Here is a 23218-nt window from a genome sequence, read left to right as displayed (position 1 = left end):
AGATCTTATGCAGCCTGACTGCTTGTGTTGGGCTTGCCACCGCCGGGCCGACGCCGGCGACGCGGCTGGGTCGTGCCGGGCTTTGCGCCGCCAGCAAAACCGCCACCGCCACGCGGACCGCCACCCTTGTTGCCACCGCGACCGCGGCCACCACCGGATTTTGGCGCAGAAGGCGCATCCATCGGCTCCCACGGACGACCCGAGGCAACGGGGATCGAGATTTTCATCACCTTCTGGATGTCCTTCAGTTCACCCATCTCGTCGGGCGCACAGAATGCAATCGCCGCGCCATCCTTGCCCGCCCGCGCAGTCCGGCCGATCCGGTGGACATAGTTTTCCGGCACATTGGGCAGTTCGTAGTTATAGACATGCTTCACATCCGGAATATCCAGACCACGCGCCGCCACATCGGTGGCGACCAGCACGCGGATCTTGCCCGCCTTGAACGCCTCGATCGCGCGGTCGCGCTGACCCTGGCTTTTGTTGCCGTGGATGGAGCCTGCTGCAAAGCCCGCTTTTTCCAGCGTCTTCATCAGCTTTTCGCAGCCGTGTTTCGTGCGACCAAAGACCAGCGCCAATTCATCGCGGTGCTTGTCCAGCAGTTCGATCAGCAGGTTGGTCTTTTCCGATTTCGCAATGAAATGGACAAGCTGCGTGACCTTGTCGGCCACTTTTCCTGCGGGGCTGACCTCGACCCGGACAGGGTTGTTCAGGTAGGCGGCAGCGATCTCGCCCATCTGCTTGTTCATCGTGGCCGAGAACAACATGGTTTGGCGCTGCGCGGGCAGCAGGCCCGCAATTTTCCGCAGCGCGTGGATAAAGCCCAGATCAAGCATCTGGTCTGCCTCGTCCAGCACCAGAAAGCGCGTGGCGTCCAGACGCACGGCGCGGCGATCCAGCAGATCGAGCAGACGGCCCGGTGTCGCCACCAGAATATCCGTTCCACGGATCAGACGCCCGGCCTGCGCCGAGATCGACTGACCGCCGACCACAAGGTTCACCTTCATCGGCGTGCCTTTGACAAAACCTGTCAACGTATCGGCGATCTGCTTGGCCAGTTCGCGCGTCGGCGCAAGGATCAGGCTATGCACATGCTTTTCCATCGGGCGCTTGGGATCCGCCATCAGTTGGGCGACCAGCGGCAGACCGAAGGCCGCCGTCTTGCCGGTGCCGGTCTGCGCCAGCCCCATCACGTCCTTGCCGTCCAGCGCATGCGGGATTGCACGGCTCTGGATCGGGGTGGGTTCCGAGATTCCGGTTTCGGCCAGACGCTTCACCAACACGGTGGGCAGGCCCATCATTTCAAATTCGTTCAAAGTCATATCCTTCACGGGTATGATGGATGATCCATCATACCGATGTTGCGCGTCCCGTCGCGGAACGCCCGTGGTTGCACAATGGACATAACCGACGGACAACACGCCCGATCAGCCGCCATAGCGCTGATCCCCACGCGTGATTTTGGGAAAAACATCCGCTGCCCTGTTTCGCCCTTCGCATCCAGCGGATACACGGGTCTTGCTTCATCTGCTCACGCGGCAGAGGGCCTTGCGTTGGACGCTACATCGTCCTTCCTGCACCATAAGTCAACCCGCCATAGCAAATCAGGGTGGCACTGCGGCCTCGCTGCCGTTAAACCCTGCCCGACAGGATCACGACCGGGACAGGCACATGGCCGATACGATCATCTCTCGTTGCGAGGCTAAGGGCCTGCGAATGACCGAGCAGCGCCGCACAATTGCGACAGTGCTGGAAGGTTCCGACGACCATCCCGATGTCGAAGAGCTTTATGCCCGCGCTTCAGCCATTGATCCGCGGATTTCGATTGCCACGATCTATCGCACGGTCAAACTGTTCGAAGAGGCGGGCATTCTGGACAAGCTGGAATTCGGCGACGGTCGCGCGCGCTACGAGGACGGCGCACGCGAACATCACGACCACCTGATCGATATGCAGACCGGCGAGGTGATCGAGTTCTGCGATCCCGAGATCGAGGCGTTGCAGGAAAAGATCGCGCGCAGGCTTGGTTATACCCTCAAGGGTCACAAGCTGGAACTTTACGGGGTCCCTTACAAACGCGGACCAGAAAACACCTGACGGCGACAGGAAGCTGCGCTAGGTCTGGGCCATGACCCAAGAAACACCCGTCACCCAAGGCCTGAACGCCCCCGTTCTTACAGGGTCGGCCCGCCCTGGCCTGTGCACCGATTGCGGTATCTCGCGCATGGGCGACGGGCGCGCCTGCGGGCAGGCGTGCCAGTTCATCCAACCCGATTATCCAGCGCTTGAGGCAGCCGCACATGGCCGCGTCGCTGACCCGCAGCGCGGCGAGGAAGGCTTTTTCGGTCCCTATTCGCAAATGCAACGTGCCCGATTGGACCCGCCCGCAACAGGCGCGCAATGGACAGGGATCACAACGTCGCTGGCGGCCGAATTGCTGCGCTGTGGGGCCGTCGAAGCCGTGCTGACCGTGGCCCCCGACCCTGCCGACCGCTGGAAACCGCTGCCGGTGATCGTGACCGATCCCGATGCGCTGACGCGATGTCGTGGCATGCGGATGGGTTATGCGCCGCTGCTGGCCCTGCTGGAACCTGCCCGCGCCGCCGGATACAAGCGTCTGGCGATTATCGGCATTCCCTGCCAGATCTATGCCCTGCGCGCGCTGGAGGCCGAACTGGGGTTCGAGCGTCTGTTCGTCATCGGCACGCCCTGCTCAGACAATACAACGACCGAGAATTTCCATACATTTCTGAACCTGCTCGACGATACGCCGGACGCGATCAGCTATCTGGAGTTCCGCGCCGACTTCAAGGTCGAGTTGCGCTTCGACGACGGGCGCAAGGCGCGGATGATCCCTTTCCTGCAATTGCCGATCTCGCAACTGCCTGCCGATTTCTTTCCCATGACCTGCAAGACATGCGTGGATTACACGAACCGTCTGGCCGATATCACGGTGGGCTATATGGGCGGCGATGGCGATCAATGGATCATCAGCCGCAACCCGCGCGGCGACGAGATGCTGGCACTTCTGGGGGGCCAGTTGAAAACCTCACCGCTGACCGACAAAGGCAAACGCGACAGCGCCGTGCGCGGCTTCATGGCCAATACCGAACGCGCGGCCGGTGGTATGCCTCTGCGTCGCATGCCCGACTGGCTGCGCCCTATCGTGTCTTTCCTGCAACCGCGCATCGGGCCGCGCGGTCTGGAATTTGCCCGCACGCGGGTCGAGATGAAGGCGATCGAGACCGTGCTGCACCTGCGCCGCGCCCATCCTGCGCGCATCAAGAACATGGTGCCCGCGCATGTCTGGCGGCTGGTGGCCCGCTACGGTCTCGTGCCAACGGCCGATGAAACCCGCCCGGATACAGGGACAAGCGCGCAGACGACCTTGCGCAAGGGTGCAGGTAAGACTAAGCCCGATAGCTGACCCCTTACAGGCGACCCCTTTGCGGATGCGCCCTCCCCCTCAACGACAGGCTCGCAAGCAATGGAAAATCTGCGCGGATCGCTTCTGATGACCGCTGCCATGCTTGGCTTTGCGATCGAGGATATGTTCATCAAGATGCTGACCGCCACTGTACCGCTGGGTATGGTGCTGGCCTGTCTGGGTGCCGGCGGCGCGGTGGTCTTTGCCTTGCTGGCACTCTTGCGCGGGGATGCTTTGTTCTCGCGCGATCTGTTGGCGCGCCCGGTCCTGATCCGCAACGCGGGCGAGTTGATCGGTACTGTGGGCTTCATCACCGCCATCGCGCTGACGCCGCTTTCCTCAGCCTCGGCGATCCTGCAGGCCACGCCGCTGGTCGTCACGCTGGGGGCCGCGCTTTTTCTGGGCGAGCAAGTCGGCTGGCGTCGTTGGAGCGCGATCCTTGCAGGTTTTGCAGGCGTTCTGCTCATCATCCGCCCGGGATTTGACGCGTTCGAGCCGTTTTCCCTGTTCGCTGTGATGGGCGTGGTGGGTCTTGCCCTGCGCGATCTGGCCACCCGCACCGTGCCGCGCGCGATTTCGTCCATGCAACTGTCCTCCTATGCCTTTGCCATCACGGTGCCTGCCGGGTTCGGGATCATGGCCTTTACCGGCGACAGCCTGCGGATGCCGAACGGTCTGGAAACCATGCTTTTCGTAGCGGCATTATGTGTGGCGGTGCTGGCCTATTCAGCCATTGTCGCCGCTATGCGGATGGGCGATGTGGCGGTGATCACGCCCTTCCGCTATTCGCGGCTGGTTTTTGCGCTGATCTTCGGCGTGCTGTTTTTCGGCGAGCGTCCCGATCTGGCGACTCTCCTTGGCTCGGCCATGATCGTGGCATCCGGCATCTACACCTTCTGGCGCGAGGCCCGTCTGCGCCGGATCGCATCGCGCGGCTGATCCGTTAGCGCAAACCTCGGTCAGGTTAGCGCAAACCCCTGTCCTGCCCCCTTCCCCTTGGGCAATCGGCCCACTACAAGCCCGCTCAACGCAGTTTGACATCCCGAAGGGACACCCGCATGAGCACGATTATCGACATTCACGCCCGCGAGATTCTGGACAGCCGTGGCAATCCCACAGTCGAGGTGGACGTGATCCTCGAAGATGGCACGATGGGCCGCGCCGCCGTCCCCTCGGGCGCTTCGACAGGCGCGCATGAGGCTGTGGAACGCCGCGATGGCGACAAAGCCCGCTATATGGGCAAGGGCGTGCTGGAAGCCTGCGCCGCCGTGAACGGCGAGATCGCCGAGGAACTTCTGGGCATGGATGCGACCGAACAGGTTGCCCTCGACATGGGTATGATCGAACTGGACGGGACGCCCAATAAATCCCGTCTTGGCGCCAATGCGATCCTTGGCGTCAGCCTTGCGGTGGCCAAGGCGGCTGCCGATTTCACCACCCAACCGCTTTACCGCTATATCGGCGGCACATCGGCGCGTGTGCTACCGGTGCCGATGATGAATATCATCAACGGCGGCGAGCATGCCGACAACCCGATCGACATTCAGGAGTTCATGATCATGCCGGTCTCGGCCACCTCGATCCGCGAGGCGGTCCGCATGGGGGCCGAGGTGTTCCACACGCTGAAGAAGGAACTCAGCGCCGCCGGTCTGGCAACGGGCGTCGGCGACGAGGGCGGCTTTGCCCCCAACCTGTCCAGCACGCGCGAAGCGCTGGACTTCATCCTGAAATCCATCGAGAAGGCCGGCTACAAGCCCGGCGAGGATATCCATCTGGCGCTGGATTGTGCCGCGACCGAATATTTCCGCGACGGCAAATATGTCCTGTCCGGCGAGGGCAAGACCCTGACAAGCGACCAGAATGTCGACTATCTGGCCGCGCTTTGCGCCGATTATCCGATCATCTCGATCGAGGATGGCTGCGCCGAGGATGACTGGGACGGCTGGCGCGCCCTGACCGAACGGCTGGGCGCAAAGGTGCAACTGGTGGGCGACGATCTGTTCGTGACCAATCCCGAGCGTCTGCAGATGGGCATTGGTCGCGGTTGCGGCAATGCGATGCTGGTCAAGGTCAACCAGATCGGCACGCTGACCGAAACCTTGCGCGCCGTGGATATGGCCCATCGCGCACGGATGACCAATGTGATGTCGCACCGCTCGGGCGAGACCGAGGATGCCACCATCGCCGATCTGGCCGTGGCCACGAATTGCGGGCAAATTAAGACCGGCAGCCTCGCGCGCTCGGACCGGCTGGCAAAATATAACCAGCTGATCCGTATCGAGGAATCGCTGGCCGACACCGCCATCTATGCTGGCCGCTCGATCCTGCGCTGAACACGTGACAGCACCGCCTTGCAAGAGCGGCTCCTGACGGGGCCGCTTTTTTAATTGACCCGCTTCTTCTTGCTGAAAATATCCGCGCCGCAGGCAGGCCACGGCTTCGCCATGGACAGCGCCAGAGAAAAAATCCAGCGCCCTGAAACTTATCCGCACCTGCTTCCGTGACTGTTACATGCCCCACCGAACAGGGGCGCAACTTTCAAGGGAGACTCCGATGAAAAGCACACTGACAGCACTTCTTCTGGCTACCAGCCTGACAACAGCCTCGGCCGCGATGGCCGCAAACCCGCAGGTCGGCGGCGCCGACATGTTCGAGAACCGCAACATCGTCGAGAACGCGGTGAACTCGGCAGATCACACCACGCTCGTCGCCGCCGTGCAGGCCGCCGATTTGGTCGAGACACTGCAAGGCCCCGGTCCTTTCACCGTGTTCGCGCCGGTCAACGCAGCCTTTGAGGCGCTGCCCGCAGGCACCGTCGACACCCTGCTGATGCCCGAAAACAAGGCCATGCTGCAAAAAGTTCTCACCGCCCATGTTGTCGCAGGCAACCTGACCACGGCGCAGATCGCAGCCCGTGCCCGGGCCAGCAGCGATGGTTTCTATCACATGAACGCCGTCTCGGGCGATGCGCTGTCCGCACAGGTCAAGGGGCGCAACCTCTATATCCTCGACGAAAGCGGCAACGCCTCGCGCGTCACCATCTCGGATGTGATGCAGTCCAACGGCGTGATCCATGTCGTCAACTCGGTCCTCGTGCCGAAGTGATGCCGGCCTTGATCATCTGACGGCGGCGGAGTTTCCGGTTGGCGTCAGGCGATCATCGACGGGGGCGGCATCTGTGGCAGCAGGTGTCGCTTCCGCTTGTCATGTGGAACGTCACAAAGGAGCGAGGGATGAACTCTACTGACGATATGAACAGGATCAACGCGCACCCTGTCGCATCAAGACCTGCGCCCGAATCCGGTCAAAGGCTGCTTCGGCGCGAATGTGTGGTCCTGGGTCTGATGGTCCTTATCATGCTCGCGGTCTGGGGCTGGATGATGTCATCCTGATCTGCCGGTCGCGCCTTCAACGGTCGCGCAAAAAGCCGATCAGAGCCCGCGTCGATCCGTCTTTTGACGTGGTCTCGCCGCCGTCCAGCAAAGGTTGCAGCGCGGTGGCAAGTTCCTTGCCAAGCTCTACCCCCCATTGATCGAAGCTGTTGATCCCCAGAATGACCCCCTCGACGAAAACACGGTGCTCGTAAAGCGCCACGATCTGGCCCAGACGTCGCGGGGTCAGCTTGTCATAGGCCAATGTGACCGACGGGCGGTTGCCTGGAAAGACGCGGTGCCGTGCCTGCCTTTCAAGCGCGGCCCCCTCCAGCCCCTTGGCGCGCATCATGGCGCGGGCTTCGTCCAAGGATCGTCCACGCATCAGTGCCTCGGATTGTGCCAGACAGTTGGCGATCAGCAAGCGGTGCTGGTGCGCCAGATCGGCCTCGTGCCCCTGTGCGGCGATCATGAACTCGCAAGGCACGACATCGGTGCCCTGATGAATCAACTGGTAGAAGGCGTGTTGCCCGTTGGTGCCCGGCTCTCCCCAGACGATCGGCCCGGCGGGACGCGTCAGATCGCTGCCATCCATCGCCACGCGCTTGCCGTTGCTTTCCATCTCTAGCTGCTGGAGATAGGCCGGAAGCCGCGACAGGCGCTGGTCATAGGGCAGCACCGCGCGGCTGGCATAACCACAGATCTGGCGGTGCCAGATGCCTGTCAGGGCCAGCATCACCGGCAGGTTTTCGGCCAAAGATGCTGTGCGGAAATGCCCGTCCATCGCGGCCGCCCCGTTCAACATCTGCGCAAAACGGTCCGGACCGATGGCCAGCATCAGCGACAGACCGATCGGTCCCCAGACCGAATAGCGCCCGCCGACCCAGTCTGCAAAGCCGAACACGCGCTCGCGCGTGATGCCGAATGCCGCCGCCTTGTCCTCCGCCGAGGACAGCGCCACGCATTGCGCACCCGGATCGGTGACAGTTCGCGCCAGCCAGTCGCGCGCGGTAGCGGCGTTGGTCATGGTTTCAATGGTGGTAAAGGTCTTGGAGGCGATGATCACCAGCGTGCGGGCCGGGTCCAGCCCCTTGAGCGTATCCGCGATATGCGCCCCGTCGACGTTGGACACGAAATGACAGCGCGGCCCGTCATGATAGGGTGCCAGCGCCAGAACCGCCATCGCCGGGCCAAGATCGGACCCGCCGATGCCAATATTGACCACATCGGTATAGGGACCGCCCTGCCCCTTGATCCGGCCATCGCGCAAGGCTGTCGCGAACTCTACCATCCGTGCCCGCGTCGCGCGCAGGTCGGGCATGACGTCCTGACCATCAACCATGATCACCGCATCATCCGGCGCGCGCAGCGCGGTGTGCAACACGGCGCGGCCTTCGGTCTCGTTGATGGCTTCGCCGCCGAACATCGCCGCACGCCGCGCTTCCAGACCGGAAGCCTGTACCAGTTCCAGCAGGTTCGCCCTGATCGCAGGATCAATCGTGGTCTTGGCGTAATCCAGCAATATTCCGTCAAAACGGGCCGCGAAATCCGTCGCGCGGTCGGAATCGTCGAAGAGAGACAGGATCGGACGGGCCAGCGCCGCCATTTTATGCGCCTCAAGCTTTGACCAGACGGCGTCTATCATCATGCGGCCCAATGCACGTCGACCTCGTTCAGGATCGCCGCGACAGGTGCCTCCTCTGGGGGCAGCGACATGGCACGCTCCAGCGCGTCGCGCTTGTCCTCTCCGGTCATGACCAGATGGAGGTTCAGCGCATCACGCAGCACCCGTGCGCTCAGGCTGACGCGGGTGCAGTCCAGATCCTGCGCCCGCATGGTCACAAGGGCTGGGGCCTGCGCGTCAAGCGCCAGACGCAGGTTGTCGCCACGTGGAAAGAGGCTTGCGATGTGCATGTCAGTGCCCATGCCCAGCAAGGCAACAGAGGCCGGCAAAAGCGGCATGATCCGGTTTTCAACATCGCTCAACACATCCTCAGGATCCGCTCCCGCTACATAGAAAGGCAGGAAACGAGCCGCCGCGGCGCGTCCAGTCAGCAGATGTTTGCGCACCAGTCGCGCATTCGAGCGCGGATCATCCTCGTCAACCCAACGCTCGTCACTCAGCATCACATCCACGCGGGGCCATTCCAGATCGGCATCACAGAGCGCGTCGAAAACGGGGCTGGGTGTCGTGCCGCCGGGAACCACAAGCGTCGCGCGATCCTCGTGCATGAGCGCGCTGGTCAATTGTCCGGCAAGGACATTGGCCAGATTGATCGCAAGCATCTCGCGGTCGGGATATTCGTTCATATTCATACGCGTATCTCTCTCCAGCGGCGGCCATCGCGGTGCATCAGGGCCAGCGCCTCTTCGGGGCCGGCACTGCCGGAATCATAGGGCACCGGCTCTGCTTCGTCTGCATCCCAAGCCGCGATGATCGGATCTGTCCATGCCCATGCTGCCTCGACCTCGTCGCCGCGCATGAACAATGTCTGGTTGCCACGGATCACATCCATGATCAGACGCTCATAGGCGTCCGGCACATCCTCGGCATCAGGCCCCAGCGCTTCGGTAAAGGTCATATCCAGCGGCACATCAATCAAACGCATGCCACCCGGTCCGGGTTCCTTGATCGTCACGTCCAGATTTATCCCCTCGTTCGGTTGCAGACGGATCGTCAGGATATTGCGGTGGCGTCCCGCCTCGGCCCCGAAAATGGAATGCGGCGCTTCCTTGAAGACGACCGCGATTTCCGAGGTCCGCGCCCGCAACCGTTTTCCCGTCCGCAGATAGAACGGCGTGCCCGCCCAACGCCAATTGCTGATCTGCGCCCTGAGCGCCACGAAACTTTCGGTGGTAGAGGCAGGGTTTTCGACATGCTCGTGGTAGCCGGGCTTGTCGGCATCGGCGAGGTATTGACCGCGCACAATCTCGGCCGGCGAGACTGGATCAAGCGCACGGATCACCTTGAGTTTTTCATCGCGCACGGCAGCGGGGTCGAACTTGGCAGGCGGTTCCATCGCGATCAGGCACAACAACTGCATCAGATGGTTCTGCACCATATCGCGCATCGCGCCCGCACGATCATAATAATCGCCGCGCCCGCCCACGCCCACAGTTTCAGCCACGGTGATCTGGATGTGATCGACATACTGGCTGTTCCACAACGGCTCGAACAACATATTGCCGAAACGGATCGCCATGAGGTTCTGCACCGTTTCCTTGCCCAGATAATGGTCGATCCGGTAGATCTGCGATTCGTCGAAATGCTGCGCCAATGTGCGGTTCAGATCGCGGGCGGTTTCCAGATCGCGACCAAAGGGTTTTTCCACGACGATCCGCGCGCCCGCATCCGCCATGCCGTGGCGGTGCAACCGTTCCGCCAGCGGACCGAACAGAGACGGACCGACCGAGAAGTAATAGGCCTTGATCCGGTCGCGCGACATCAAGCCTGCCAGACGCTCCCAACCATCTTCGCCCGTGGCGTCCAGCCTGACATAGTGCAGATCGGCCAGAAAGGCGCTGCGCTGCTCGTCCGTGTGGTTATGGACGATGTCGAACTCGTCCAAGGCTGCTGCCACGAAATCGCGGTAGCTCGCGTCGGTCAGTTCGGCGCGCGCCGCCCCGATCAGACGGGTGCCGGGCTGCATCTGTCCGGCGCAATAGCGTCTGAACAGCGCGGGCAGGATCTTGCGCCGCGCCAGATCGCCGGTTCCGCCAAAGATGACCAGATCGAAAGGATCAACCGGAATGACCCGAGATGCCATCAGAACAATCCTTCAACTACCACATCGTTCGCCTTTGCCTGTCAGGCTGGCACGGTCTGTCTTTCGCGGCAGACTGTACCATGCCTGATCAGGGGCACAATGGCAGCAAGCCTGCCGGATGCAAATTATGTTAGCGCTAACTAATTGCGGTCGGCACCCTTGCCGCTGATAATGCCTCCACCCACGGCAGCGCGCACGCCGGTGGTGCTGGCGCAGGACGTCGGCAAGCCGCGCGCCACGCGCACCGCGAGATAGGCAAATGCCTGCGCTTCCAGCATATCGCCGTCCAAACCCACGGATTCGACCGGATCCACCGCGCAATCCAGCCCTGCACGCAGCATCTGCATCATCACAGGATTATGCCGCCCTCCGCCTGTGACCAGAAGGCGCGCAGGCGGGACAGGGCAGTGTTCAAGCCCGCGCATGACGGCGGCGGCGGACATGGCTGTCATCGTGGCGGCCGCATCGGCATCGTCCAATTCACGCACCAGATCCAGCATGTCGGCAAAGGCGTCGCGGTCCAGCGACTTGGGCGGCATCTTCAGGAAATATGGCTCGTCCAGAAACAGCTCCAGCGCGCCATCGACAACGCGGCCCCGCGCTGCCAGCTTGCCGCCCGCGTCATAGGCCAGACCCAGCCGCGCATGGACCAGATCATTGATCGGGGCATTGGCGGGGCCGGTGTCGAAGGCCAGAAGCGCGCCCTCTTCCTCCGGCTTGTAGCGAGTCGGGTCGATCCATGTCAGATTGCCCACGCCGCCAAGGTTCAGAAAGGCCAGCGGCTCGGTCGCGCCGATCCATTGCGCGCAGGCGAAATGGAAAAATGGCGCCAACGGCGCGCCCTGCCCGCCAAGCCGGATATCATTGCTGCGGAAATCCCACACGACGGGCAGACCAAGACGTTCGGACAGCGCCGCGCCATCCCCCAGTTGATGCGTCCCGCGCCCGCCCGGATCATGGGCAAGGGTCTGGCCGTGAAAACCGACCAGATCCACAGCGTCAAAACCGGACAGAACCTCGAAATGGGCCCCCTCGACAAGCGTTTGCGCGGCCTCAAGCCCTGCATCGCCGTGCCATTTGCCAAGGGCGGCGCGCAGCACCTTCTGCTCGGCCTCATCATAGGCGCGGTAGGCGGTCGGCCCGAAGCCTGTGATCCGCACGCCGTCTGTCTCGACCACGGCGGCATCGACCCCGTCAAGCGAGGTGCCAGACATGGCCCCCAATGCGCGGATCACCCTTGCCTCTCGCATCGCGTATATCCCTGCTCTTTGTGCGGCGCTGCGCGCCAGATAGCGGTTTGCATCAAACGCTTTGAACACTATACATGCCGCGCAAACCACCAAGGGACAAGAGAGATGACCTATCACCCGAAATCGGAATTCCTGCGCATCATCACCGCGCGCGGGTTCATGTCCGATTGCACCGACCTGCAAGGTCTGGATGACGCGCTGATCGCGGGGGTGGTTCCGGCCTATATCGGCTATGACGCCACGGCCAAATCGCTGCATGTGGGCCATCTTTTGAACATCATGCTGCTGCGCTGGCTGCAAAAGACCGGCCACAAACCGGTGACCCTGATGGGCGGCGGAACCACCAAGGTGGGTGATCCCAGCTTCCGTTCGGACGAGCGGCCCATGCTGGACGCAGCACAGATCGACGAGAATATCGCAGGCATGGGGCAGGTTTTCAGCCGCTACCTTGATTACGGCGATGGTGCCACGGATGCCGTGATGCTGAACAATGCCGAATGGCTGGACAACCTGAACTATCTTGGTTTTCTGCGCGATATCGGGCGGCATTTCTCGATCAACCGGATGCTGAGCTTCGAAAGCGTCAAGTCGCGGCTAAACGATCCCGACAAGTCGCTGTCGTTTCTGGAATTCAACTACATGATCCTGCAAGCCTATGATTTCATGGAGTTGAACCGTCGTTATGGCGTGCGCCTGCAGATGGGCGGATCGGATCAATGGGGCAATATCGTCAATGGCATCGACCTGACCCGCCGTGTGATCGACGCACAGGTCTTCGGGCTGACGACGCCGCTGCTGACCACCAGCGACGGGCGCAAGATGGGCAAATCGGCGGGCGGTGCGATCTGGCTGAATGCCGATATGCTGTCGCCCTACGCATTCTGGCAGTTCTGGCGCAACACAACCGATGCCGATACGGGGCGGTTTCTGAAGCTTTATACCGATCTACCGGTGGAGGAATGCGACCGTCTGGGCGCGCTGCAAGGCGCGGAGATCAACGCAGCCAAGATCATTCTTGCCAACGAGGTCACAACCCTGCTGCACGGCGCCGAAGCGGCGGCCGCGGCCGAGGCGACAGCGCGCGAGGTTTTCGAGAAGGGTGGCACGGGCGATGATCTGCCCACGCTTGAGGTCACTGCCGCCGAGGTCGGTGACGGTATTTCCATCGTGCAACTGATCGTGCGCAGCGGGCTGGCGGCTTCCGGCAAGGAAGCCAAACGCCTGATCGCCGAAGGCGGCGCCAAGCTGGATGATGCGGATGTGACCGATGCAGGGCTGCTGCTGGATGCCGCGCGCCTGTCAGGTACTGTCAAACTGAGTGCGGGCAAGAAACGCCACGCCTTGGTGCGGATCGCAGGCTGAGCCCGGGCAACGGGGGGCTGTCTGCCCCCCGACCCCCCGAGGATATTTCGCGCAAGAAGAAACGGATCAGTCGCGCGCGGCCAAAGCATCGCGCAGAACAGCCTGCAGCATCTCGCGCGGCACGTCCGAGGTAATGAACGCCTGACCGATTCCGTGCGCCAGAATGAAGGTCAGTTTGCCATCGGCAACCTTCTTATCCTGCGACATCAACGCGATCAGGCCATCAGCATTTGGCAAATCACCCTCAATATCAAACAGATCGGTCTTCATCTTCATCTGGCGTAAATGCGCACGCAGGCGGCTTGGGTCTTCTTGCGAGCATAGGCCCAACCGTGCGGATAATTCGAACGCCAGCGCGCAACCGATGGCCACGCCCTCGCCATGCAACAGGCGGTCGGAATAGCCGGTTGCGGCTTCAAGCGCGTGGCAGAATGTGTGGCCAAGATTGAGAAGTGCGCGCTCGCCCTGCTCGGTCTCGTCGCGCGACACGATATCGGCTTTCATCTGGACCGAGCGGGTCACCGCCGCGATCCGCGCTGCCATATCACCAGAGGCAGCGGATAAGGCATTGTCTTCAAGCCATTGAAAGAAATTGTAATCACCCAGAAGACCGTATTTCACGACCTCGCCATATCCGGCCAGAAAATCGCGCTCTGTCAGGGTTCCCAAGACATCGGTATCGGCCAGCACAAGGCTGGGCTGGTGAAACGCGCCAATCAGATTCTTGCCTTGCGGCGCGTTGATTCCCGTCTTGCCCCCGACTGAACTGTCAACCTGCGCCAGCAGGCTGGTCGGGATCTGCACAAAACGCACCCCGCGGCGCAGAATGGCAGCGGCAAAGCCTGCCAGATCGCCGATCACCCCGCCACCGAAGGCAATGACCATGTCGTTGCGCTCGACCTTCTGCTCTAGCAGCCATTCCACGCTGCGCGTCAGATGTGGCCAGCTTTTGGTGGCCTCGCCCGGCGGCAGGGCAAGCGCCTCCATCGTGATGCCTGCCGCTGCAAGACCTGCGCGCAGGCTGTCCAGATGCAGGGCGGCCACGGTCTCGTCGGTGATCACGGCCACGCGCGGACGCTTGAGCAAGGGCGCGATCAACGCGCCCGAACGCGCCAGAAGGCCCGCGCCGATATGCACGTCATAGGCGCGGCTTCCCAAGGGGACATGGACGATTTCGGTCATTGGCTTTGCTCCAGCACATCGGGGCGGGTCAGAAGCACCTCAAGCACCTGCGCGGCGGTCTCTTCGATCGAGGCCACCGGATCGACCTTTACCCGCAGATCGGCCAGTGCATAGATATCCACACGCGCCTCGTAAAGCGCGGTCAGCGTGCTCAAAGGATCAGCCGTCCGCAACAAGGGGCGGCTTTCCTTGTGGCGCACACGTTGCCATAGCAAAGGCAGATCGGCATCCAGCCAGACCGCCACACCACGGGCGGAAATGGCTTCACGGTTGCGCGCCGCCAGAAAGGCACCCCCGCCGGTTGACAGAATCCCGTTCGCGCCCTCAAGCAGACGTTCGATGATCTGGCTTTCTTTCAGGCGAAAGAATTCCTCGCCGTCACGGGCAAAAATCTCGGGGATCGTGCGCGCTGCGGCCTTTTCGATTTCGGCATCCGAATCAAGGAAAGACACATTCAGACGGGTGGCCAACGCCTTGCCCACAGCCGTTTTCCCCGCCCCCATCATCCCAACAAGAACCACAGTCTTTTTCAGCTTCCAGCCCATCGCCCGCCTGTTTCGGCCAAGTTGTGCCGTTTTTTGCAACTTCGTGATTGAATGACGTGATCTTGCGGAAAATGCCAGTTATAACTTGCAAAAAAGGGACCGCGCGGGCAGGCGGAGAAGCAGGACACCATGAGACGCATTCTGAAATACATTATTTACCTCGTTGTTTTAGGGGCAATCGGTGTCGTGATCTATGCTTATGTCGGTCCTCATCTGGGCGAGGATTTTTCCCGCCCGCAGCAAGAGATACGCCAGAAGGTTACACTGGATGCCGAATGAGGCCGCCTGTCCGGTCTGGTCAGGCATAAACCTGCGCCGACAAGATGACGGCACTGCCAGCAGCCCTGCGCGACAGGGGTCGCAGCGACGGGCAGGCCGGTTGGTGCCCGTGGCGCTGATCTCGGCCCTCGTGTTGCCGAACCATTTGATGGCGCAAGGCGACGCGCTGCCGGACGGGGTCACGGTGACCCAACCTGTCGCACAACCGCTGTCCGCGATTGACTGGCTAAATGACAGCACCGGTCTGGCATTGCCGCAACTGTCACCGGACAGGGGAGCGCTGGCCGGACAGTTACCGATTGCCGAGCCGCCCGTGTCCGACTCGGCGGTTATTCCCGATGTTACGGTGACACCGCTGGACAGTGCGGGTCTGGATGCGGTGGGCCTGCTGCCTGCCTCGGTTTCAGGGCTACCGCTTAGTCTGTGGCAGGGCAGCCAGACCGCGGATCTGGTGTCACTGATCGACGAGCCTTTACGCGGCGGACTGCCTGCCATGCAGACCCTGCTCTATACGCTGTTGCTGGCCGAGGCGGATGCCCCCGCCGATGCCGGCCTTGACAGCCGACTGTTGCAGGCGCGGATCGACGCATTGATGCGCCTTGGTGCTGTCGAGACCGCGCAGGCGTTGCTGGAACGGGCGGGGCCGGAAACGCCCGAGTTGTTCGCGCGCTGGTTCGATGCGACACTTCTGACTGGCGCCGAGGATACCGCCTGTGCCGCATTGCTGCGAGCGCCCCATCTTTCCCCGTCTTATGGCGCGCAGGTTTTCTGCACAGCCCGTCGCGGTGACTGGGCCAGTGCGATGCTAACGCTGGACACAGCCCGCGCACTGGACGCGTTGCCCGAAATCGAGGCGGAACTGCTGGCACGGTTCATGGACCCCGAATTATTCGAGGACATGGACCTGCCCCGCGCACCCGTGCGCCCGACTCCGTTGGTTTTCCGGCTTTATGAGGCTTTGGGCGAACCTCTGACCACGGCGCCCCTGCCTCGCGCCTTTGCGGTGGCCGACCTGCGCGACACGGCCGGATGGCGCGCACAAATCGAGGCCGCGGAGCGTCTGGCCAGTTCCGGCGCGCTGGCCGCCAACCGTCTGCTGGGCATCTATTCGGCCCGCGAGCCCGCCGCCTCGGGCGGGGTCTGGGACAGGGTCGCGGCTGTCCAGCGCTTTGACGATGCGATGCGGGCGGGCGACAGCAATGCCGTGTCCGTCACCCTGCCCCGCGTCTGGCCCGCGATGCTGGCGGCCGATCTGGGCGTGGCGTTCTCGAGCCTATACAGCTCGGCCCTGATGCGGCTGGACCTGTCCGGCAGCACAGCGGCACTGGCCTACCGGATCGCGCTGCTTGGCCCCGATTACGAGGCTGCGGCGCTGGCGCAGGCAGGCAGCCACCCGCTATTCGGCTTTGCCAGCGGAATCGCGCGCGGACAGACCGACGGGCTGGTGGCCTCTGATGCGATGCAGGCCGCGATCCTGCAGGGCTTCAAAGCCGATGCACCACCCGATGTCATGGCCTCCCTGCTGGCAGAACAACGGCTGGGCGAGGTGATCCTGCGCACGATCCAGATGCTGCAACGCGCCACGCAGGGCGAGTTGACGGGGCTGGCCGACGGGATTGCCACCTTGCGCAGCGTGGGTCTGGAAGACACGGCGCGGCGGGCCGCGCTGCAACTGGTGCTGATGGACCGGCGGGGTTAAGCGGGATGCGGGACAGTGCACGCTGGATTTCTAGCTTTCTGGAAGCGCAGGCTGCCGAACTGGGTGCGGCCACCAATACTTTGCTGGCCTATGGGCGCGACCTCAAGGATTTTGCCGGTTGGCTGGAGGGACGCGGCGATTTCGGCGCAGTCACGCGGCAGGATGTCGAGGCCTACCTGATCCATTGCGACGCGCAGGGGCTGGCCAAATCCACCCGCGCGCGGCGCTTGTCGGCGATACGGCAGCTGTACCGTTTTGCGTTCGAGGAGGGCTGGCGCGAAGACAATCCCGCGATCCAGATCACCGGCCCCGGTCGCGACCAACGCCTGCCCAAGATCCTGAGCGTTGAAGAGGTGGACCGCCTGCTGGACGCAGCGCGCAATCTGGGCCGCCAGCGCGAGGACCGTGTCCGCAACACCTGTCTGATGGAGCTTCTCTATGCCACGGGTATGCGGGTCAGCGAGTTGGTGTCGCTTCCGGTCGCGGCAGCGCGAGGCGATCCGCGGATGTTGCTCATCATGGGCAAGGGGGGCAAGGAACGTATGGTGCCGCTGTCGCCCCCTGCCCGCGAGGCGATGACGATCTGGCTGTCTTTGCGCGACGCATCGCAGGACGCGTTGCGCGCCAAGGGCAAAGCTGCGTCGAAATACCTGTTTCCATCAACGGGCAAGCAGGGCCATCTCACACGGCATATGTTCTACATGCTGATCAAGGGTATGGCCGTGCAAGCCGGCATATCGCCCGCCAAGGTCACACCGCATACGCTGCGCCATGCCTTTGCCACGCATCTTCTGGCCAACGGGGCCGATCTGCGGGCGATCCAGACGCTTCTGGGCCATGCCGATGTGGCAACGACCGAGATCTATACCCATGTGCTGGACGAAAGACTGACCGCGCTGGTCATGGATCACCACCCGCTCGCGCGCAAGTAGAGGCCGGACAGGTGTGCGCCTCTTGAACGGGGCCCATATCATCGCCATAACCCTCTGAAACCCTGTGAGGACAAGCAAGCAATGGATATGACTGTTCTGGATGCCGCGTTCTGGATCACCGCAAGCGGGATCGGTGTGCTTCTGGTGATGTCGGCCTTCTTCTCGGGCAGTGAAACCGCCCTGACAGCGGCGTCGCGCGGCAAATTGCGGGCGCAGGCTGATAAGGGGTCGAAAGGGGCAGCTCGTGCGCTGGTGATCACCGAGGATAACGAGCGGCTGATCGGCTCGGTTCTGCTGGGCAATAACCTTGTGAACATTCTGGCCACGTCGCTGGCCACGGCCCTTCTGACGCGGCTTTTCGGGGAAAGCGGCGTGGCTGTAGCTACACTTGTCATGACCCTGCTGGTGCTGATCTTTGCCGAAGTGCTGCCCAAGACCTATGCGATCACCAATGCGGAAAGTGCAGCGGCGATGGTATCGGCCCCGATCCAGTTGGTGGTCAAGGTTTTCGCTCCCGTGGTCAGCGCCGTGCGATTGCTGGTGCGCGGTGTCTTGCGTCTTTTTGGCGTCAAGACCGATCCCGACAGCCATATTCTGGCGGTCCGCGAGGAAATCGCGGGTGCACTTTATCTGGGACAGTCCGAGGGAGTCGTGCAGAAGGAAGACCGCGACCGTATCCTTGGGGCGCTGGATCTGGGCGATCGCACGGTCGAGGAGATCATGTTGCACCGCAGCCAGATCGAAATGATCGACGCTGATATCGACCCTGAAGAGCTGTTGCGCCTGTCACTGTCCAGTAGCCATACGCGCCTGCCCGTGTATCAGGGCGATCCAGACAATATCGTGGGCGTGGTCCATGCCAAGGACCTGCTGCGCGCCATGCACAAGCTGATGTTCGGGCCGGAACCGTCGCCCAACGGGGTGAAGGACTTCAAGGCGCTCGACGTCGTTCGGCCGCCCTATTTCATTCCTGACACCACCACGCTGGACGACCAGATGCGCCAGTTCCTGCGCCGCCGCACGCATTTCGCGCTTGTGGTGGACGAGTATGGCAGCCTTGAGGGGCTGATCACGCTGGAAGATATTCTGGAAGAGATCGTGGGCGAGATCACAGACGAATTCGACACGGCGGCAGAACATGCGGTGCAAAAACTCAAGGATGGCCACTTCACGATGGAAGGTGCCATGACGATCCGCGATTTGAACCGCGCGATGGACTGGAACCTGCCCGACGATCAGGCCAATACGGTGGCGGGTCTGGTGATCCACGAAGCGCAGATGATCCCCAGCGTGGGGCAGGTCTTCAGCTTTCACGGATTCCGCTTCGAAGTGACAGGTCGCAAGGCGAACCGGATCACCAAGTTGAAAGTCCGCCCTTTGTGATGCTGTAGTCGCGCAGCGGCTGTCCCCGCGCGGGGGCGGCAACGCGGTTGCAGATTTTACGACATAAATTGTCGCGTTCCGGCTTGCCCTTTTACGCTGTCCAGCAAACTCTGGCGGCAGATCAGCAAGGGATATGTCCATGAAAACCACAACCAGAGTAGCCGTGATCGGTGGCGGCGTTGTCGGCTGCTCGGTATTGTATCACCTGACCAAACTGGGTTGGTCTGATGTCATGCTGATCGAGCGGTCGGAACTGACATCCGGCAGCACATGGCACGCGGCAGGCGGCTTTCACACGCTGAACGGCGATACCAACATGGCCGCGCTGCAAGGCTATACCATCCGTCTTTACAAGGAGTTGGAGGCGATTACCGGCATGTCCTGCGGGCTGCATCATGTCGGTGGCATCACGCTGGCCGATAATCGTGAACGCTTTGACATGCTGGTCGCGGAACGCGCCAAGCACCGCTATATGGGGCTGGAAACCGAGATTGTCGGGCCCGAAGAGATCGCGAAAATCGCGCCGATCACAAATCTGGATGGTATCGTCGGCGGACTATACGATCCTTTGGACGGGCATCTGGACCCGTCGGGCACCACCCATGCCTATGCCCGCGCCGCCAAGATGCGAGGGGCAACAATCGAAACCCATTGCAAGGTGATCGCCACCACCCAGCGCCCCGACGGCACATGGGATGTGGTCACCGAAAAGGGCACAGTGCATGCCGAGCATGTGGTCAACGCCGGCGGGCTTTGGGCACGCGAGGTCGGCGCGATGGCAGGCGTCTATTTCCCGCTGCACCCGATGGAGCATCAATACATCGTCACCGATGACCTGCCCGAGATTTACGAGCGCGACACAGAGCATCCGCATGTGATGGACCCTGCCGGCGAAAGCTATCTGCGGCAGGAAGGGCGCGGGCTGTGCATCGGGTTCTATGAACAGCCGTGCCGCCCTTGGGCTGTGGACGGCACGCCGTGGAATTTCGGGCATGAGTTGCTGCCTGATAACCTCGACAAGATCGAGGACAGCATCGCCTTTGCGTATCGCCGCTTTCCGATCCTGGAACGTGCGGGTGTCAAAACCGTGATCCACGGGCCATTCACCTTTGCGCCTGACGGTAATCCGCTGGTCGGTCCTGTCCCCGGAATGCGGAACTACTGGTCGGCCTGCGCGGTCATGGCCGGCTTTTCCCAAGGTGGCGGCGTTGGCCTGATGCTGGCGCAATGGATGATCGAGGGCGAGACCGAGCGCGATACATTCGCAATGGATTGCGCGCGCTTCGGCAACTGGACAACGCCGGGTTTCACCCGCCCCAAGGTAATCGAGAACTACCAGAAACGCTTTTCCATCAGCTATCCGAATGAAGAGCTTCCCGCTGCGCGGCCTTTCCGCACGACGCCAATGTATGATGTCTTTGACAAGATGGGCGCTGTCTGGGGCGCGCAATACGGGCTTGAGGTGGTCAACTACTTCGCGACCGGCGACGAGCCGCGTTTCGAGACTCCCAGTTTCCGCCGCTCCAATGCGTTCGAGGCGACAGCGCGCGAGGTCATGGCCGTGCGCGAGGCTGTCGGCATCAACGAAGTGCAGAATTTCGGCAAATATCTGGTCACGGGCGCGGGGGCGCGGGCATGGCTAAGCCGGATCATGGCGGGGCGCATCCCGCAACCGGGACGGCTGAGCCTGACACCGATGCTGTCCCCCAAGGGCCGCCTGATCGGGGATTTCACCGTATCCTGTCTGGCCGAAGACCGGTTCCAGTTGACCGCCAGCTATGGCGCGCAGGCCTATCACACGCGCTGGTTCGACCAACACGCGGATAGCGGCGTGACAGTCGAGAATATCAGCGACCGCCTGACGGGTTTCCAGATCGCAGGCCCCAAGGCGCGCGAGGTGCTGGCCGCCTGCACGCGTACGGATATCAGCGATATGGCCTTTATGGATGTGCGGCAGATGACAGTAGGCATGGCCGATTGCACCGTGCAGCGCGTCAGCTATACCGGCGATCTGGGGTTCGAGATTTACTGCGATCCGATGGCGCAGCGCGCATTGTGGTCAGTGCTATGGGAGGAAGGCCAGAAACACGGCATGAAACCTTTCGGCATGCGCGCGATGATGAGCCTGCGGCTGGACAAGTTTTTTGGCAGTTGGCTCAACGAATTCTCGCCCGACTATACGGCGGCAGAAACCGGGCTGGACAGGTTTATCTCGTTCAAGAAAAACACCGATTTTATCGGGCGCAAAGCCGCCGAACACGAGCGGGAAACCGGCGCGGCACGCAGCCTGTGCGCGTTCGAAGTCGATGCAGAGGATGCAGATGTCGTCGCTTACGAACCGATCTGGCTGGATGGCAAGGTGCAGGGCTTCTGCACATCGGGCGGCTATTCGCACTACGCGGGCAAGTCTGTGGCCCTTGGCTTTGTGCCATCTGACCGCGCGCAGGAGGGGCTTGACGTCGAAATCGAAATCATGGGCCAAATGCGCCCTGCCCGCCTGATCACGACCCCGCTTTTCGATGCGGATGGCGCGCGGATGAGGGGCTGATCCGTGGCAGGCTGCGCGATCCTGATATTGGCGGCCGGTGCCTCTTCGCGGATGCGGGGGGGCGACAAGCTGTTGGAACAGGTCGCGGGGCAGCCTTTGCTACAATTGATGTTACGTCGCGCGATGGCGGTGGCGTCAGGGCCCGTGCTTTGCACCCTGCCCGCAGCCGATCATCCACGGATGACCTGCCTTGCCGGGCTGGAGGTCATTCCCGTGATCGTGCCGGATGCCGCCGAAGGCATGGGCGCATCCATCCGTGCAGGCGTCAGCGCCCTGCCTGCGGGTTGCGATGCCGTAATGATCCTGCCCGCCGACCTGCCTGATCTGGATGAAACCGATCTGTCCACCATGCTTGCAGCCCATGAAGCAACCCCCGCAGCGATCCTGCGCGCGCGGGACAGTCAGGGGCAAGCGGGACATCCGGTCATCTTTCCCGCCGCTCTGTTTCCCGATCTGGCCCGATGCCACGGCGATAGCGGCGCGCGCGATCTGCTGCGTGAACAGGCTACCTGCGTTTTGATGGTGGATTTGCCAGATACACATGCCACAACCGATCTGGACACACCCGAGGCCTGGGCCGCGTGGCGTGCGGGCAATAGCTGAGCTTTTCCCCGAAGCGCTGCATCCCATGCAAAAGGTCCGGAAAGCACACGCTTTCCGGACCTTTGTGTTTTCCGAGGAAGGCGCAGCCCCCTGTCCCTTCCCCGTCAAGTCCACGCCGACAATCATGTCAGGCCGGACAGCTGCAACTGATTGGGATTACCGATGCAAAAGCATCGCCTCGTCATGGGCCAACGAGCGGCGGGCAGGAAGATACTCATCCAACCCTTTCGGCGTGGCCAGTTCGGGAAAAAGTTCGAGAATCTCGTTCCGCTGAGCGGTACCGATCCCGTTGAGAGTATAATCCATCGGCTGGAAGCTTTCGGTCCAGCACCCATTGGACAATACGACCTCGTGCTGGTCGAACATGAAGTGGATATAGGTCGCGCGCTCCACCTCGATTTCCTTGATTCCTTGTGATCCGGTCATGTGCTTGGCCGCCGCCAGCACCTCGCGCTCTTCGAAATAGAGCGAGGTTTTCTCGTTGCTGACCAGAATCCGGTGGTTCGGGCTGACCATCATGTCGCGCTCGGGCAGGCTCTCGCCCAGCGAGCCACGCTTGATCAGGATCGGGCGCAGATGCGGATTGCGGGCAAGGTCGGATGCGTCAAGGAACTGCGCGCCGATCCAGCGGATCTCGCGGATGCCATTGTCGCGCGTGATGATCCGGTCACCGACGCGCAGTTCGTCTACAAGACGCTCACCGCGCGGTGTGGCAATAGCGGTTCCAGGCGTAAAACAGGGCACAATCCGTTCCTTCCGGCCGTCAACTTCGGCTGTCGCAACCGCGACCTCTTGCGCCGGAGTGGGCACGGGCCCTCTGAAAAGAGGGTGGCTGCCCGGCACGAGGGTCCCAGTCGCACGCGTATCGAT

The 23218-nt window shown here is 62.1% G+C and carries 21 protein-coding genes; 13 read left to right on the top strand and 8 right to left on the bottom strand.

The annotated features are described in order from the left end of the window. Positions 1–5: 5 nt before the first annotated feature. A complete protein-coding gene (locus K7H22_RS01140) occupies positions 6–1316 on the bottom strand; it encodes a DEAD/DEAH box helicase (RefSeq protein ID WP_230798727.1) in 1311 nt (436 codons plus the stop codon). 355 nt (positions 1317–1671) lie between these two features. On the opposite strand from K7H22_RS01140, the gene K7H22_RS01135 reads away from it, so the two are divergent. The 6 genes from K7H22_RS01135 (at position 1672) to K7H22_RS01110 (ending at position 6819) form a co-directional block, all read left to right on the top strand. After that, positions 1672–2097, top strand: coding sequence for a Fur family transcriptional regulator (locus K7H22_RS01135; RefSeq protein ID WP_230798725.1), 426 nt, complete (start codon positions 1672–1674; stop codon positions 2095–2097). A gap of 31 nt (positions 2098–2128) precedes the next feature. Further along, complete coding sequence (locus tag K7H22_RS01130; RefSeq protein WP_230798723.1) at positions 2129–3427, top strand: Coenzyme F420 hydrogenase/dehydrogenase, beta subunit C-terminal domain; 1299 nt, start codon at positions 2129–2131, stop codon at positions 3425–3427. A gap of 60 nt (positions 3428–3487) precedes the next feature. Then, positions 3488–4366 (top strand): DMT family transporter, encoded by an 879-nt coding sequence (locus K7H22_RS01125; RefSeq protein WP_230798721.1) that lies wholly within the window; start codon positions 3488–3490, stop codon positions 4364–4366. 119 nt (positions 4367–4485) lie between these two features. Further along, positions 4486–5760 carry a phosphopyruvate hydratase gene (eno, locus tag K7H22_RS01120; RefSeq protein ID WP_230798719.1) on the top strand — a complete coding sequence of 425 codons (1275 nt, stop codon included), beginning with the start codon at positions 4486–4488 and terminating at the stop codon, positions 5758–5760. 220 nt (positions 5761–5980) lie between these two features. Then, positions 5981–6532 (top strand): fasciclin domain-containing protein, encoded by a 552-nt coding sequence (locus tag K7H22_RS01115; protein WP_230798718.1) that lies wholly within the window; start codon positions 5981–5983, stop codon positions 6530–6532. 128 nt (positions 6533–6660) lie between these two features. Then, positions 6661–6819, top strand: a complete 159-nt coding sequence (locus K7H22_RS01110) for a hypothetical protein (protein ID WP_230798716.1) — start codon at positions 6661–6663, stop codon at positions 6817–6819. A 16-nt stretch (positions 6820–6835) separates the two neighbouring features. Here K7H22_RS01110 and pgi read toward each other — a convergent pair whose 3' ends face one another. The 4 genes from pgi to K7H22_RS01090 all read right to left on the bottom strand — a co-directional run bounded on the left by pgi (position 6836) and on the right by K7H22_RS01090 (position 11815). Beyond that, positions 6836–8440, bottom strand: coding sequence for a glucose-6-phosphate isomerase (gene pgi, locus K7H22_RS01105; protein ID WP_230798968.1), 1605 nt, complete (start codon positions 8438–8440; stop codon positions 6836–6838). A 2-nt stretch (positions 8441–8442) separates the two neighbouring features. Next, entirely contained in the window at positions 8443–9114 is a 672-nt protein-coding gene (pgl, locus tag K7H22_RS01100) for a 6-phosphogluconolactonase (protein WP_230798714.1), read from the bottom strand. Further along, on the bottom strand, positions 9111–10565 hold the full coding sequence (gene zwf, locus K7H22_RS01095) for a glucose-6-phosphate dehydrogenase (protein ID WP_230798712.1): 1455 nt from the start codon (positions 10563–10565) through the stop codon (positions 9111–9113). The genes pgl and zwf overlap by 4 nt, the downstream gene beginning before the upstream one ends. 140 nt (positions 10566–10705) lie before the next feature. After that, positions 10706–11815 (bottom strand): anhydro-N-acetylmuramic acid kinase, encoded by a 1110-nt coding sequence (locus tag K7H22_RS01090; RefSeq protein ID WP_230798711.1) that lies wholly within the window; start codon positions 11813–11815, stop codon positions 10706–10708. Positions 11816–11920: 105 nt separating this feature from the next. On the opposite strand from K7H22_RS01090, the gene tyrS reads away from it, so the two are divergent. Continuing rightward, on the top strand, positions 11921–13177 hold the full coding sequence (gene tyrS / locus K7H22_RS01085; protein ID WP_230798709.1) for a tyrosine--tRNA ligase: 1257 nt from the start codon (positions 11921–11923) through the stop codon (positions 13175–13177). Positions 13178–13243: 66 nt separating this feature from the next. Here the strand turns inward: tyrS and aroB are convergent, their stop codons facing one another. After that, on the bottom strand, positions 13244–14359 hold the full coding sequence (gene aroB / locus K7H22_RS01080; RefSeq protein WP_230798707.1) for a 3-dehydroquinate synthase: 1116 nt from the start codon (positions 14357–14359) through the stop codon (positions 13244–13246). Further along, a complete protein-coding gene (locus tag K7H22_RS01075) occupies positions 14356–14952 on the bottom strand; it encodes a shikimate kinase (protein ID WP_330165821.1) in 597 nt (198 codons plus the stop codon). Before K7H22_RS01075 ends, aroB begins: the two co-directional genes overlap by 4 nt. 81 nt (positions 14953–15033) lie before the next feature. On the opposite strand from K7H22_RS01075, the gene K7H22_RS01070 reads away from it, so the two are divergent. From K7H22_RS01070 to K7H22_RS01045, 6 genes are all read left to right on the top strand, one after another. Continuing rightward, positions 15034–15183, top strand: a complete 150-nt coding sequence (locus tag K7H22_RS01070; RefSeq protein WP_230798704.1) for a hypothetical protein — start codon at positions 15034–15036, stop codon at positions 15181–15183. Then, positions 15173–16882, top strand: coding sequence for a hypothetical protein (locus K7H22_RS01065; RefSeq protein ID WP_230798703.1), 1710 nt, complete (start codon positions 15173–15175; stop codon positions 16880–16882). The genes K7H22_RS01070 and K7H22_RS01065 overlap by 11 nt, the downstream gene beginning before the upstream one ends. Positions 16883–16887: 5 nt before the next feature. Next, entirely contained in the window at positions 16888–17814 is a 927-nt protein-coding gene (locus K7H22_RS01060) for a site-specific tyrosine recombinase XerD (protein WP_230798701.1), read from the top strand. Between the two features lie 81 nt (positions 17815–17895). Further along, on the top strand, positions 17896–19197 hold the full coding sequence (locus tag K7H22_RS01055; protein WP_230798699.1) for an HlyC/CorC family transporter: 1302 nt from the start codon (positions 17896–17898) through the stop codon (positions 19195–19197). A gap of 139 nt (positions 19198–19336) precedes the next feature. Further along, positions 19337–21745 (top strand): GcvT family protein, encoded by a 2409-nt coding sequence (locus K7H22_RS01050; protein WP_230798697.1) that lies wholly within the window; start codon positions 19337–19339, stop codon positions 21743–21745. A gap of 3 nt (positions 21746–21748) precedes the next feature. Next, positions 21749–22348: a nucleotidyltransferase family protein gene (locus K7H22_RS01045; protein ID WP_230798695.1), complete on the top strand. Its 600-nt coding sequence runs from the start codon at positions 21749–21751 to the stop codon at positions 22346–22348. A 156-nt stretch (positions 22349–22504) separates the two neighbouring features. Here the strand turns inward: K7H22_RS01045 and K7H22_RS01040 are convergent, their stop codons facing one another. Next, positions 22505–23092 carry a Hint domain-containing protein gene (locus K7H22_RS01040; protein WP_330165818.1) on the bottom strand — a complete coding sequence of 196 codons (588 nt, stop codon included), beginning with the start codon at positions 23090–23092 and terminating at the stop codon, positions 22505–22507. Positions 23093–23218: the final 126 nt, after the last annotated feature.

Source organism: Seohaeicola saemankumensis (assembly GCF_021021435.1).
Taxonomy (GTDB): Bacteria; Pseudomonadota; Alphaproteobacteria; order Rhodobacterales; family Rhodobacteraceae; genus Seohaeicola.
This window is presented reverse-complemented; position numbering and strand designations above follow the sequence as displayed.

Excerpts from the sequence above, each read along its gene's own strand:
- K7H22_RS01135 (WP_230798725.1), top strand. The coding sequence starts at position 1,672 with ATGGCCGATACGATCATCTCTCGTTGCGAGGCTAAGGGCCTGCGAATG.
- K7H22_RS01130 (WP_230798723.1), top strand. The coding sequence starts at position 2,129 with ATGACCCAAGAAACACCCGTCACCCAAGGCCTGAACGCCCCCGTTCTT.
- K7H22_RS01125 (WP_230798721.1), top strand. The coding sequence starts at position 3,488 with ATGGAAAATCTGCGCGGATCGCTTCTGATGACCGCTGCCATGCTTGGC.
- eno (WP_230798719.1), top strand. The coding sequence starts at position 4,486 with ATGAGCACGATTATCGACATTCACGCCCGCGAGATTCTGGACAGCCGT.
- K7H22_RS01115 (WP_230798718.1), top strand. The coding sequence starts at position 5,981 with ATGAAAAGCACACTGACAGCACTTCTTCTGGCTACCAGCCTGACAACA.
- K7H22_RS01110 (WP_230798716.1), top strand. The coding sequence starts at position 6,661 with ATGAACTCTACTGACGATATGAACAGGATCAACGCGCACCCTGTCGCA.
- pgl (WP_230798714.1), bottom strand. The coding sequence starts at position 9,114 with ATGAATATGAACGAATATCCCGACCGCGAGATGCTTGCGATCAATCTG.
- zwf (WP_230798712.1), bottom strand. The coding sequence starts at position 10,565 with ATGGCATCTCGGGTCATTCCGGTTGATCCTTTCGATCTGGTCATCTTT.
- K7H22_RS01090 (WP_230798711.1), bottom strand. The coding sequence starts at position 11,815 with ATGCGAGAGGCAAGGGTGATCCGCGCATTGGGGGCCATGTCTGGCACC.
- tyrS (WP_230798709.1), top strand. The coding sequence starts at position 11,921 with ATGACCTATCACCCGAAATCGGAATTCCTGCGCATCATCACCGCGCGC.
- aroB (WP_230798707.1), bottom strand. The coding sequence starts at position 14,359 with ATGACCGAAATCGTCCATGTCCCCTTGGGAAGCCGCGCCTATGACGTG.
- K7H22_RS01070 (WP_230798704.1), top strand. The coding sequence starts at position 15,034 with ATGAGACGCATTCTGAAATACATTATTTACCTCGTTGTTTTAGGGGCA.
- K7H22_RS01065 (WP_230798703.1), top strand. The coding sequence starts at position 15,173 with ATGCCGAATGAGGCCGCCTGTCCGGTCTGGTCAGGCATAAACCTGCGC.
- K7H22_RS01060 (WP_230798701.1), top strand. The coding sequence starts at position 16,888 with ATGCGGGACAGTGCACGCTGGATTTCTAGCTTTCTGGAAGCGCAGGCT.
- K7H22_RS01055 (WP_230798699.1), top strand. The coding sequence starts at position 17,896 with ATGGATATGACTGTTCTGGATGCCGCGTTCTGGATCACCGCAAGCGGG.
- K7H22_RS01050 (WP_230798697.1), top strand. The coding sequence starts at position 19,337 with ATGAAAACCACAACCAGAGTAGCCGTGATCGGTGGCGGCGTTGTCGGC.